This is a genomic window from Paenibacillus sp. J31R122, from assembly GCF_056269185.1.
The window spans coordinates 111,514-124,351 of sequence record NZ_JBWDNM010000005.1 but is presented as its reverse complement, the minus strand read 5'-3'; the positions used below and the strand labels follow the sequence as shown (position 1 = coordinate 124,351).

The following is a 12,838-nucleotide window of genomic DNA, read 5'->3' as shown; positions in this document are numbered from 1 at the left end:
AAACCGTCCGTTTTTTAATAATAAGAATTTATAAGTTTCACTCTAATAATAGGCTTAACATTTAGCGCGAAACATTGCTTTGCCGCCAAGGAAGACGACAGACGTTTACGCTTTGTCAAGCCCCATGAATATGAGTTCAAAATCGCATGGATATAAACATTTCCAGATCGTTTTTGATCTGCGAAAGTTGAGTTATTTATTGTACCTCAATGCTTCGTAAATAAAGCTTAGCCCGTGCCCGTTCATTTTCTCATTTCATTCAGTAATCGCGCGCTCCATCGAACCAGCGTTGAGCCATCTCCTCTGTTATAGGCTGGCCAATCAGGTGGTCTGACTGGCTGAGTTGCCATACCGCTTCACCAAGGTCTTCTCGTTCGGTGGTTTCGATGCCTTTGATGGTATTGAAGCGCACGGTGAAAGCGGTAATGGCTGCCTCGGCATCAGCAAAGCTGCGGGCCTGGGCCAAGGTTGCCTGTGCAACGTTGTAAGCTTCGTTAGCCAGCTTGGCCCGACGTTTAGGCCAGGACGAAAACGGGCGGCCGAACTCGGTTGTCCACCACTCAGGCTTTCGCAATTGGCTCACTGAAGCATGGCCGGTCCACGGGCGGGTGTTAGCGCGTGTTTTCATTTGCTGCTTTAGGCGCTTGCCCGTAATCTCTTCCACGTTGTAGGCGATAAATCTGTCAAGCAACGGCCACGCATTCAAGGGAGGCAAGTCCCCCAGATCAGGCATGAAGCGCAGCTCCAGATTCGTTAACTGGGCATGACAAGCCAACAGGTCCACGTCGCAGAAGTTCCCCCACAAACTCAGTGAGTTAAGGTTTGGGAACCGGTTCAGACACTCCAGCGAGATGGGCTGTCCCAGCGGCGCGTTTCGGAGCGTCAGGTCCTTCACTTGGTGCAACTCACCCAGGTCGGGCAGCAAGAAAGGAACATCATTCTTGCGTCGGCTGGTGCGTGGCGCTAGTGTCAGAGAATATGGCATATCGCCAGTGGCCGAGAAGCGTGATAGATCGCCGGCCACACTCAGGCGGAAATATTCAAAGACCTGCCGCTTCGGAAGCTTCAGGTGCAAACGCCCCCCGGACTGGTCCAGCTCGATATGCAAGCCATGCAAATTGGATTGGCTGGCGTCCGCCACCGTGTCTGCAAACAGGATCGGAACCCACGTCATCTCTTCAATGGGACGTTTCTGTGACCAGTCGAAGAAGCCTGCGTCACAGCCTGTATAGTACAGAAATCGCGGCCAGGGCGAGCCCGCCGGCGTGGAAAAGGCATCGAATACGGTCCAATCGATGTGCGCATCAGGTGCGACATGAAGGTCTATCTTCTTCCCCAATTGCGACGGTCCAATGGATAGACTGCCCACACCGGGCTGTATGACAAGAGTGTGACTACGAGAACCTGTCAGGTCGATGGGATAACGACCAGCTTCTGTAACAGAACCAGCAGGAGGACGAGCTTGGGTATCATTTGGCATTTCTATCATCCTTTCTTCTAAACCAAATCAAGTCATTTCAGCAAGTGCAGAAAATTGGTCCATGCCATGCGTAGCCTCCTTGACGACAGGACTCACATCTCAGAGCATACATCTTGCAATCCTTCTAAATAAAAAAATACCGCTTCGTTTGGTAACGCGAGGGTCTAGTATACAATCGAATCTCATTTCGGAGATCGCTGATTAACCTGGCGTTTTATGCAGAATGTCTTTCACTTAAGCTTGCGTCAAACTCTTTTCTTTTAATCGTTCCCCAAGAGTGCTTCCCGCTTCTAATCTTCAATATACCTTCAATGCGGAATAAAACAGTCAGTTGACGGTAGCCAAGATTCTCAATGAAGGAAATTAATACAATTCTCATTAATTGTTTGAAGCTTTTGTTATTGGGGAATGAGACTTGCTCCAACAATATACTTCCCATTGATAACGTAGTACCTAACAAAAATGCAATTAAAAAATAGATTAAGAAGCTATTTAATTCTAACAATCCGAATAAATAGGCCAATGGAATAAATACATAACCTAAAAACTCAACAACAGGGCCGATTAACTCAAATAACCAATAATAAGGTAAGACGACCATTCCTACACTGCCATATTTCGGTCTAAAAATCATAGATTTATAATTCAATAAACTGTCGAATAACCCAATCTGCCATCTTCTACGCTGAGTTCTCAAATCATTGAGTGATTCCGGGACTTGAGTCCAACAAATAGGATCTGCAAGAAATTTAATTTTATATTTCTTTTTCTCATCTTTCATTTTCTTATGAAGTTTCATAATGATATCCATATCTTCACCGATAGTGTTGGTTTTGTACCCACCACACTCGATAACGACTGCTTTATTAAAAGCTCCAAAAGCCCCTGAAATAATGAGGACAGAATTCAGTTTACTTAAACTAGTGCGACCAGTTAAAAATGCCCTAAAATACTCCACAACTTGAAATCTAGCCACTATGCTTTTGGGAAGATTGGATTTTATTAAATTTCCATCCTTTATAACCGAACCATTCGCAACCCTTACAATACCGCCAACTGCAATCGTTTCAGGGTGTTCTACAAACATCATAGTTAGCTTGATCAAGGCGTCGTTTTCTAATATAGAGTCTGCATCTATGCTCGCAAAGATAGGATAGGTTGACAGATTAATTCCGGCATTTAGTGCATCCGCTTTGCCTCCATTTAATTTATCAACAACAATTAAGCGTTCATATTTAGCATTTCTATAAATACCTACAATCTCTTTAGTCTGTATACTGACTTTAACTGGCTGATTCACTTTCACTAATTCGAACTCTTCAATAATTTTTTCTACCGTAGAATCATTCGAGCCATCATTCACAACAATAATTTCATACTCGTAATAATTGATTGCAAGCAAAGACTTAATATTATTCACAATCGTCTTCTCTTCATTATACGCGGGTACAATAATAGAAATTGGAATCATATTTTTAGATTCAACATATCTCTTATAATCGGATGACTTCATCTTCTTAAAGTAACCAAAAAGATCAACTACAGAAATCAACATCTGACCATTGTAGAATAGATTGATCGCGATTGTGTAAATCATGCAAAATCCACTAAAGTACAATATAAAATTCATAAAATAATACATACCATATACCCACTCTCTCAGGGTTCCGATTCTATTCCAGCTTAAACAGCCGTTTTCATTGCATCAGCAACAGCATCACGAGCATATTGATCGTCGCCCTTAAAAATTTGTTGCGCATATTCCTTACCTCCAGGAATCGATACCAACGTTCTTGCAGCATTGTGCCTGACCCACCATTCCTGATCACTAGTCGTCTTCAATAGTGGTTCGAAGCTAACACTCGTTCCAACCTTCTCAAGCCCTTTAGCAGCAGCTGCTCTGACTTCCCAATCCTCAGCATATAGCATTTCGATTACATTTTGCTCATACACGGGATTCTTAAGTTCACTTAAAGCTCGAACACATGCAATTTTCAAGTTCAAATTATCACTAATTAAATACTTTACATAATAGTTGCTTAAGCCTTCATATTGACCATCCGCTGCAGCTTTAACTAGTATTCCTCTTAAATAGTCATCACTTGAATCAATGGTTTTTTCAAATAATTGTTCCTTTGATCCCTCGAACGCCTCCAAAACCTCGATAAGAGCTCTAAATGAAATATTAATATCTCTTGAATTAGAAACTAAAATACGAGAGAGGTGCTCCAAATCCCCCATTTTGGCTAGAGCAAGCAGCCCATTGTAAATAACGTTATTATTCTTACTGGTCATATTATTAAAAATATAAGTTTCCGTAGAATGCAATCTTAAATCACCCAATTGCCTGCACGCTAAAGCTTTAATATAGTCTTTTTTCGAGGTGAGTCGCTTGATCAAGTATGCCTTAAGTTCTACCTCTACGCATAATTGGATCACCTTGTCATGCTGATTAACAATATAATCTTCACAGTACTGAATGATGTAATTAATCATCCGCTCTTTCTTTAATTTACTATGTTTTGTATATTGATTTAGATTAATAATGGATGCTTGCTGTTCCTTTACATTTGCATGAAAGTAAGAAGAGATCAGCGTTGCTAGTTCTTTATCGATCTTCTGAAAATATAATTTGCTGACATAACTATATAAACTGGTACAAACAATGGCTATAAATAGACTTCCAATAAGAATGATTGAAATCCAAAGTAATATAATCTCTAAATTGATTATTGTATTTCCTCCTCACCATCTAAAATATTACTCACCAAAAACTTCCCTTATTTTCTCATAACTAGTTTTGTGACGAGATACGACCTGCGGTATATCCCACGTATTCCATGAAAACGTTCTGTAGCCAGATGAGGTTACACTCTCAGGGAATTGATAATCCACTTGATTAGTGTCCTTATTCATAATCACCAAGGAGGTTACAATGCCATCCGTCATTTTCACAGAAAGTGGATCTTTCACATTTTGAAGCAAACCCTTGCTCTTCTCATCATTTAGTACAAGTAAGCTTGATGGATCAGAAAAGTTTAGTCTTGCCCATGGAATTCTTACATTTAACGTATTTCCATCAAAATTAAATTGACTGTCGCTATTCTTGAAATCGCCCGCCATAAGTGTTGATCCGTCCTCATATGTGGCGTTAATCTGCATACCCGATTTCGTAACATATCCAGGCGATAGCAATCTCGTCATTCTTTCAAAAACCCCATCAGTAGAAATAGAAGTATAATAGGAGCCCTTGCTCACATTGTAATTAGGGATGACCAATAACTCTGCCTTATCTTTATCTTCAATATTAATATTGAACTCCACACCGGACCAATTTTCATTCACATCTGGGGCTAACATATATTCCCCATTTTTTCTGTCTATCGTATCCAGATAAATCATAATTTTCTGTTCATTAAAATCGGGTATGGTATTCATTTCAGCCTTAATATAGAAGTACGATTCATCGGAATTAAGAGATAGTGAATCTAACGGGCCTGAGCCACGAAGATTCATAGAATAGTCAGTAGGTACTGAAGACTCCAAAGATACTATGCCATAATTTTGTGCTGGATCCGTTATATTGTGCCATAAAACTCCACGGTTATAAGGAATCATAGCAGGAGACGTCAATGCGCTGCTTTGACCCCATTCATCAGCCCATTCATATACAAGTCCGCCCATTGCACCGCTATCTTTAATGGCCTTTATCAAAGATACAATTTCTTCACCTTGCTTAGCTTCGGTGATATTCCCACTTGTCGGAACGCCGAACTCGCTAACTAAAAGCGGATATTTGCTCTGAGCTATTATCAAGTGGTTCAAGTATTTTTTATACTCAGATAAATCCTGTTGAGCTCTACTCTCTTTATTAATCATTAAACCAGGTTGATCAGGAAAGATATTGTACGCTCCAAAAAAACCACTCGTCACCTTATCACTGATAACTATCTGATTCAGATTCACTGATAGGTTCTCATTTTGTCCAGCAGGACCGTACATGTCTTGATATCCCGCATCAAGATCGGGAATACTTACAATTCCAACTGGATGCTGCATTTTGTAGTTTATTTGTTCATATTGATAAGCTTTATTGCTAATCGAAGCTAACCATGCTTCCGTTGGAGTTGCTTTAGCCTCAGCAGATACATATTCGCCTTCAAATTGATAAGCTAAATTACTTGCATCAGTAACGGCCACATTTTCCAAGCTCAAGTCAGGGTCAATTAAATAACCTAGCAAATAACGAGATACATCATTAACGTAAGAATCAGAATCGCTTGCATTCACTGTCTGTATATCCGCATTGCCATGTATGGCATTAATCGTATTCTCTACTGCTTGCTCGAATGCAGCATGATCATTAGCAGCCAGATAATTTCCCGATGCTTGATCAACTGATATATTTTGTAACAAGTAAAGCATCTTGTCCGTATGAACATAGTTATAATTATCTAGCGCCCGATAAAACTCAGAAGGCATCAGAGTATATACTCTAATTGTATTGGCATTCATCTCTACAATTTGCTTAAACCAAGCGGTATAAAATGCTGGGTCACTCGGTAGAGATCCGTCTGAATTACCCGGCACGGTTGAACCTATATCTACACCGTTGATGTACATAGAGACCCATTTTCCGCCTTGGAAAACCTCAAGCTGCTTGTCCACAATCCTAGAAATAAGCTTAGATTCGCCGTTAGATTCCCCCGTTGCAGCTTTAAAAGCCTCCTGATCTAATGGTTCAATATCCTTGAGAATGTTAGATATAAACGGTACATAGAATCTCCAGTAGAAATGAGATAAATCCCCCTCACTCTTAACACTGAAAAATTTATATAAAGTTGGAGCTCCTATAAATTGATTAATCTTCTCTGGTACTCTATAATCCGTGAAATCTCCTGCTAAGTAATAAGATTTTTGATGATCAGAATGATTCATAATAATTGCAGGAAATTGATTACTAAGACCGAACGGCTCTAACATTTGCTTTCCTTGATCTGTAAGGTTTAAATCGTACCACGCAATCACCGATGCATCTTCAGATGGCTCAACAATTTCAAACCAATTGTAATAATCGGTTGCTTCTGTACCATAATCATCTTTATTATCTTCAGAAATAGCTATCTTGATGGAACTACCTATAAATCCAATTTCACGTTGCAGTACCACTATTCTGTTGTTTCCAGCAATTACGATTCCGGCGCCAGTAACATCCCATTTTTTCCCGTATTGATGCTCGTAAATATCTCGAATCCAGTTAGGAACATCTTCATTTGAAGACAGATCGGAAAAAAACTTACCTGCTATACCCGTGAAACTAACTCCGAAAATTCCTTCTAGCTCTTTGGATACACTAGCATCGGTCGGATCTCCCGCAATATTATATTCACCTATAACAGTCGTACCTTTGGCATAATACGTAGAAACAAGACCTACTTCTTCTTTCGTCATACCGGAAACACCATTGGCTTCCTCACCATTAATTCTCGAATCACCGGTTCCATACATATCTGATAAAAAGATCATATCGGGCACGACGTCTTGCTTTTGAAAGGGCTTATTAACTAGCTTCCCTTCTTCAAGAAAGTTTCCATAATAGTCTACGGTCGTTTTATAAGCTTTTTTTGTCTCAGGATTTTTGATTCCAAGGTAATTCATAAGCCAATACAAGCCACGTTGCTTGCTGTAATCCAATTTAACTATCTCTCCAGAAGCACTAGTCTCTGCTGGAAAAGTTTTATTGATAACAACGATATTTAAATATTTGCTTGGCACGCTGATCCATATAATAAAGGGCGCTGCAATAGCAATAACTATGAATAATAACGCAAGATAACGAAACTTAATTTTCTTCTTAACCATCTATCATAGCCTCTGTTCATTTCAGATTTTCAGCTGTCAGCTTTTTGAACCCCTCTTGTACAATATAGTAAGATTTCTTCAATCTCTCATGGTACGTAGGTTGACCCCACTTATCCCAAGTATATTCCTTCATCATAAGAGCTTGAGTACCCGTAGGAGAATCAGCTTTAATTAATTCCATTCCAATATTAAAACCATTCACTTCTATTTGTGATATTTTTCCGCGACTATGCATATCATCGATGACGATTCTATTAGAGGGGTCCATCACATTTAATAACTGCCAGGCAACTCTAATCTCTAGATGTCCATCCTCATAGTAAAAATCACTTAACGAATTGTAATCTACATGATTAGGATCAGATATTCCATATAGAAGCAAACCTGTCTCATAGCCGGTGAGTGGAATAACCGTTTTGTCTTCTGGGAGTACTAATTCTTTATTTATAGCAAGACGGATTGGATTAAATAGGCCTGAGTTTTTCGTATGAAACTTGTTATTCTTCTTAATAAGATCAGTGAGAACACCATAGCGAAAATAGTAATTATCGTAATAAGCATCCACCAGCAGCCTAGAATCATCTTTTCCATGAATTTTCAAGACGAAATCTGCATCCTTGCTAAACGTTGTGTCATATTCCGAGAAAAATTGATTTCCTTGTCCATTTATAGAGTCAATTGGAATTAATAAAGTGTCCTTGTTAAAATCGTAATGATCAGAGTCGACCCTGAAATATACGTATGCCTCGTCGCTCTTGACATAGAGCTTGGTGTCATCGTCCTCATAGAATGGAGAAATGTCAGACCAATCATTGACTTTGCCATCCGTATAAATAATACTCTCTTTACTGCCAGGGTCGAATGCTAATAAGCCAAAATGCTGCTCGTTGGTCTGTGTGTTCGACCAATAAGGCCTGGAGTCTACTACGTCAAGATCATTGTTATTCCACGTTCTCTTAAACCATTCATCTTGCCATGAAAAGGCAATACCGCCAGCAAGATTGGCAATATGCATGTCGTTGATCATGTCCACTAACATCTCGCCCTGCGTCTCTTCATCAATAAAGCCTTGATTAAATCCTGTCACCCTATTCTCATGAGCTTTACCTCTTGAAGCTGGTATACCGAATTCAGATATTACAATAGGCATTGAATGTACTTTTTTGATATCCTCTAGATAGGCCAAATATGGATCCGGCTTTCCATCTGCGCCTAAGTAATTAATGTAGTCCTTCTGAAAACTAAACGAATCAGGATAGTAGGGATAGACGTGATAGGATACAAACATTCCGGGTTTATACTTATCATGCCACTTCACATGCTCCACGTTCACTTCTACAATGTCTTCGTTAACATATGGTTCATTAGGATGCTCAAGTGGATCGGTCGTTACCCAGTTAGAGAAAGCTACCGGACTTTGCATATTGTAGTTGGTCATCTCATAAGAAATGATCTTATCGCCAACTTCCGCTAAAAAAGCCTCGAATGGCGAGGCATCAACGGTATATAGAAACTCTCCGTCATAACTTGTATGATCTTCATTATTTTCATTCGTACCTATAACAAACGATGGTTCCCACTCTATACCTAATATCCATCCAATCACATACTGTGATATGTCTGTTGTATATGTGCCATCCGCATGACCTTTACTCAAAGGCAGATACTTATTTCCATGTATGATATCAACAATGTCCTTACCGCTCTGGATGACACCATTCATAATTTTACTATCTTCTCCAAAAGCATCCTCGATTGTCAAAATATCATTCTCATCAACCCAAACACCATGAATGACATAGATCGGATCTTTACCATCCTTCTCTTGCGCTTGATTAAAATCATATAAAGCATTATAAAATTGTGGGCGAAGCGTTGTGTAAACCCTGATGGTGTTGGCATTCATCTCAGATATGTAAGTGAACCATCTGTAATACTCATCATACGTAATCGCAAGCTCTCCAGGAAAAGCACCAGGTTTACCTGCGCCAATATTAACGCCTTTGATAAACATTTTTTCCCAGTCTTTACCATTGTGAACGTAAATTGAGTCTTGACTTGTCTTACTAATATAAGTAACACCGCTTTCCTCATGAAGAGGAGTAGCAATCTCCACACTATCACTTTTTAAAGGTAAAATTAAATAAATAACTATAAATATACTTACCATTAATACTATTAGTCCTACGCTAATTATTATTCTTTTTGTCATTTTCATAGCCTCCGCTCATTGTCATATTATAGTTATATCGAACTACATGTCAACAAAATTAGATAAACCAATCAAAAATGTAAAAAATAATATTAAAAACAATAAAATGGCGTGAAATATAATCAAATAAAAAGCACGTACCAATAAAGAATCGGTACGTGCTGACTGCATTACTATCTTGTTTTATAGCTTTGGATTGATTATTTCATATCCATCCAACTGTCATAATAATGAATAGCAATTCCGTTAAATGCTGAATCATCTTTGTAGTGATCATATACAAGATCCAACTGTCTATACATATAATCTGAACTCTCTTCATAAAAAGTTACAAATTTATATTCGTCAGTAAGACGTCCAGTCTCTATGATACGGCTCACCAAAACATCTATTGAGCGAAATCGAAGGCACCCTCTCGGATGCCTTCTCTACATAGTTGAATATGATGTTCCTGCATGTTATGAAGTAATATCGTCAAAATTTTGTAAAAGACGCTGCTCCAGCCCTTTTTCGTTTGCTTTTAATTCCTGCATGATCGGAATACTCATATCTGTATTTGGATTGTATTTAAGGCCCCAGTGCATAATGGAAAATACGACCGGAAACAGATCAAGTGCCTTTTGAGTTGGTCGGTACATCGTTTGCGCCCGGTTTGGATCGCCTTTGATTTTAACGAGCAGGCCTGTTTCGACGAGTGATTGGAGCCGTGCGCTCAAAATATTGGTTGAGATGTGCTCGCGTGAGGCAAGAAACTCGCGGTAATGCCGCTTGTTATGGATTAGGACGTCACGAAGGATGATTAAGCTCCATGGATCACCCCATATGTCGAGCGAATATACGATTGGACAAACGGTGGATTCTCGCTTTTTCATAAGCATGATTATACCCTCAGTGCCTGCATTCCGCAAGTATTCAGGGCATGGTTACATCATTCGTACTTGTATTTTGCAAGTACGTATTGTATACTCAGTGTGCCAGGAAAAAAATAGAAAAAGGAGATGACTTACATTAATCAAAATTACAGTACTTCTTTTACGGTAGACCACCCCCCCGAAGAAGTCTTTGCCGCTATCAATAACGTTCGCGGATGGTGGTCAGGAGATATTGTGGGCAAGACCGACGAACTCGGTGAATTTAGGTATCGATACCAAGACATTCACCGCTGTACTATCAGAATCACCGAACTTGTTCCAGGTAAGATGGTTAGCTGGCACATTGTTGACAACTACTTTAACTTCGAAAGAGACAAGAGCGAGTGGACGGGTACGGACATTGTCTTTGAAATCACTAGAAAGGAAGACAAAACGGAAATTCACTTTACACATGTAGGCCTCAGCCCCGCATTCGAATGCTATCAGATCTGCTCAGATTCATGGGGCACCTACATAAACAGCAGTCTGCGCAAGTTGATTGCCGAGGGGAAGGGGCAGCCTAACCCAAGCGCGTAAATGGTAACAAACCCGGCATGAACAGCATGGCATGACATAAGGAGGTCAATCTCAAACTGAAAGGAAGTTTATTAATGAGCGGTCATCATTTCAGCGTTGTGGAAGCAGGTCCTTATAACCATCTTTTGAGTATGTCGAAAGACCCCATCCCAGGTAAGTACTTTCTGAAGGACAGACTTGGACTAACCGGCATGGAAGTTTCACTGAACCAACTTCCGGAGGGAAGCTCTGTCCCGTTCTATCATACCCATCGCGAGAATGAGGAGCTATACCTTTTCATTGGCGGTCAAGGCCAGTTTCAGGTGGATAGACAGATTTTTGATGTAAAGGAAGGATCAGCTATTCGCGTTTCACCTGAAGGCGAACGCACGCTTCGCAATAACGGTACTGGCGATTTGCATTTCATCGTCATTCAAGCCCAAGCGAACAGTCTTCGTCAATGGGTGGAGACGGATGGCGTCATACTCGATAAACCAGTGGACTGGAAGGAATAGAAGTCCTCACCTGGTAGCCTTTAGCAAGACCAGCTGAACGAAAGGACAATGGCGTCATGATGCCCTTCTTTTCAAAGACACTCTCAGCATTGAATTCGAAGCTTGGTTTGCGGAGCAAGCAAACAGATAAGCCTCTATTCCGCCATTCAGAATAGAGGCTTATCTGTTTCACACTTAGTAGGATCGGTAAAGAGCGCCAGCCAAATGCGTTAAGGCCTGACCCCAGCATGGATGACACAGACCACAATGACTGGATTCCTCCACTTGCGCTTTTGCTTACTTTAATATTGTCCTTTAATTACAAAAAACGAGCCCCGAATTGTTCCAGCTAGTTTAGACTTCTGCCTAGCAAACTTAAACTTCCCTTCCAACTCCTTTGGTACCTCCATCCCCTCAGAAAGCTTAAAACCAACGGCCCGCTTCTTAGAGTCATCAACCGTATACATGACATTGATCCCAAGACCATCCTCATAAAAAACGTAGGTAAATTGGATATTTTCCACTTGAAAACGCGACGTTTCTAAAGGTTTGGCCGCAAACTCGATATCACGTTCTTCTTTCAAAATTCGGTTCACATAATCAAGGCTTTCCTGACTTTCGCTAGCTGGTACAACCGTAAATTCATGTTTGTATTTGTTCATAAAGTAACGGGCTTCATTAGCACGTAAACCAGCAAGCGCTTCTGCTACAGGTGAAGACTCTAAACCAACCGTAGATACATTTTTGAAATCAACGATATAGGACATTCTCATCACTCCAATGATCTCGTTTATTTCCTAACAACGGGAATCCATACTTCACCATAGACGAGGCCGTCTCGCTGCCCCATCTCAACCGTTGCATTGGGTCCGCCAACATAGGCAAAAATTTGGGCTTCTGGCAAGACTTGACCAAAGGCAATGCCGGTAAGCTTATTGCTCATCTCTTCGGCCGTATTCCCTTCGCCTTTAACGACGAGGTATTGCCCCTTCGGGAATTGAATAACTCTGTGTTCTTCCGGTATCGATGCTTCTGTCATGACACCAGCATAATACATCATCTTGTGATTTACAGCTTCGTTCACCGCAAAAATGTAGTCATTCGTGGCAAGGGTCTTTAAAGCGTCAAGCCTTCCATCCTGCTCCACTGCCCGCCAAAAGTTTTCCTTCTCCTTGTTCATACCGGCATAATCTGTGTAATCACTCTTCAGTTCCGTGCCAATACCTAGAACGATAAAGCTGTCTTTTTCCTCAAGGGTATACATTGCCATGATCAACACTCCTTTTTTTGAATGGATCAAATGATTTGTTTTTTCACTTGATACGTTTATAATAACTATAAATCATGTCAAAATATGATACTG

10 protein-coding genes are annotated in these 12,838 nt (G+C 40.3%); 2 read left to right on the top strand and 8 right to left on the bottom strand.

The genetic code is table 11. The features are described from left to right. Positions 1 to 259: 259 nt before the first annotated feature. From AC0YN7_RS10300 to AC0YN7_RS10275, 6 genes are all read right to left on the bottom strand, one after another. Complete coding sequence (locus AC0YN7_RS10300) at positions 260 to 1,480, bottom strand: hypothetical protein (protein ID WP_475809895.1); 1,221 nt, start codon at positions 1,478 to 1,480, stop codon at positions 260 to 262. Between the two features lie 214 nt (positions 1,481 to 1,694). Beyond that, positions 1,695 to 3,077 (bottom strand): glycosyltransferase family 2 protein, encoded by a 1,383-nt coding sequence (locus AC0YN7_RS10295; RefSeq protein WP_475809894.1) that lies wholly within the window; start codon positions 3,075 to 3,077, stop codon positions 1,695 to 1,697. An 86-nt stretch (positions 3,078 to 3,163) separates the two neighbouring features. Beyond that, positions 3,164 to 3,976 carry a HEAT repeat domain-containing protein gene (locus tag AC0YN7_RS10290; protein WP_475809893.1) on the bottom strand — a complete coding sequence of 271 codons (813 nt, stop codon included), beginning with the start codon at positions 3,974 to 3,976 and terminating at the stop codon, positions 3,164 to 3,166. A gap of 264 nt (positions 3,977 to 4,240) precedes the next feature. After that, a complete protein-coding gene (locus tag AC0YN7_RS10285; RefSeq protein WP_475809892.1) occupies positions 4,241 to 7,342 on the bottom strand; it encodes a hypothetical protein in 3,102 nt (1,033 codons plus the stop codon). Between the two features lie 16 nt (positions 7,343 to 7,358). Continuing rightward, the gene (locus AC0YN7_RS10280; protein ID WP_475809891.1) at positions 7,359 to 9,554 is read right to left on the bottom strand and encodes a family 2 glycosyl transferase; all 2,196 of its coding nucleotides are present in this window, start codon (positions 9,552 to 9,554) and stop codon (positions 7,359 to 7,361) included. A gap of 458 nt (positions 9,555 to 10,012) precedes the next feature. Beyond that, the gene (locus AC0YN7_RS10275; RefSeq protein WP_475809890.1) at positions 10,013 to 10,432 is read right to left on the bottom strand and encodes a winged helix-turn-helix transcriptional regulator; all 420 of its coding nucleotides are present in this window, start codon (positions 10,430 to 10,432) and stop codon (positions 10,013 to 10,015) included. A 120-nt stretch (positions 10,433 to 10,552) separates the two neighbouring features. Between AC0YN7_RS10275 and AC0YN7_RS10270 the strand changes: the two genes are divergently transcribed. Then, positions 10,553 to 11,002 (top strand): SRPBCC family protein, encoded by a 450-nt coding sequence (locus AC0YN7_RS10270; RefSeq protein WP_475809889.1) that lies wholly within the window; start codon positions 10,553 to 10,555, stop codon positions 11,000 to 11,002. Positions 11,003 to 11,076: 74 nt separating this feature from the next. Continuing rightward, positions 11,077 to 11,496 carry a cupin domain-containing protein gene (locus AC0YN7_RS10265; RefSeq protein WP_475809888.1) on the top strand — a complete coding sequence of 140 codons (420 nt, stop codon included), beginning with the start codon at positions 11,077 to 11,079 and terminating at the stop codon, positions 11,494 to 11,496. Between the two features lie 281 nt (positions 11,497 to 11,777). Here AC0YN7_RS10265 and AC0YN7_RS10260 read toward each other — a convergent pair whose 3' ends face one another. Then, complete coding sequence (locus AC0YN7_RS10260) at positions 11,778 to 12,242, bottom strand: phage tail protein (protein ID WP_475809887.1); 465 nt, start codon at positions 12,240 to 12,242, stop codon at positions 11,778 to 11,780. A 23-nt stretch (positions 12,243 to 12,265) separates the two neighbouring features. After that, the gene (locus AC0YN7_RS10255; RefSeq protein ID WP_475809886.1) at positions 12,266 to 12,745 is read right to left on the bottom strand and encodes a GyrI-like domain-containing protein; all 480 of its coding nucleotides are present in this window, start codon (positions 12,743 to 12,745) and stop codon (positions 12,266 to 12,268) included. Positions 12,746 to 12,838 lie beyond the last annotated feature (93 nt).

Excerpts from the sequence above, each read along its gene's own strand:
- AC0YN7_RS10300 (WP_475809895.1), bottom strand. The coding sequence starts at position 1,480 with ATGCCAAATGATACCCAAGCTCGTCCTCCTGCTGGTTCTGTTACAGAA.
- AC0YN7_RS10295 (WP_475809894.1), bottom strand. The coding sequence starts at position 3,077 with ATGATTTACACAATCGCGATCAATCTATTCTACAATGGTCAGATGTTG.
- AC0YN7_RS10290 (WP_475809893.1), bottom strand. The coding sequence starts at position 3,976 with ATGATTAATTACATCATTCAGTACTGTGAAGATTATATTGTTAATCAG.
- AC0YN7_RS10285 (WP_475809892.1), bottom strand. The coding sequence starts at position 7,342 with ATGGTTAAGAAGAAAATTAAGTTTCGTTATCTTGCGTTATTATTCATA.
- AC0YN7_RS10280 (WP_475809891.1), bottom strand. The coding sequence starts at position 9,554 with ATGACAAAAAGAATAATAATTAGCGTAGGACTAATAGTATTAATGGTA.
- AC0YN7_RS10275 (WP_475809890.1), bottom strand. The coding sequence starts at position 10,432 with ATGCTTATGAAAAAGCGAGAATCCACCGTTTGTCCAATCGTATATTCG.
- AC0YN7_RS10270 (WP_475809889.1), top strand. The coding sequence starts at position 10,553 with ATGACTTACATTAATCAAAATTACAGTACTTCTTTTACGGTAGACCAC.
- AC0YN7_RS10265 (WP_475809888.1), top strand. The coding sequence starts at position 11,077 with ATGAGCGGTCATCATTTCAGCGTTGTGGAAGCAGGTCCTTATAACCAT.
- AC0YN7_RS10260 (WP_475809887.1), bottom strand. The coding sequence starts at position 12,242 with ATGTCCTATATCGTTGATTTCAAAAATGTATCTACGGTTGGTTTAGAG.
- AC0YN7_RS10255 (WP_475809886.1), bottom strand. The coding sequence starts at position 12,745 with ATGGCAATGTATACCCTTGAGGAAAAAGACAGCTTTATCGTTCTAGGT.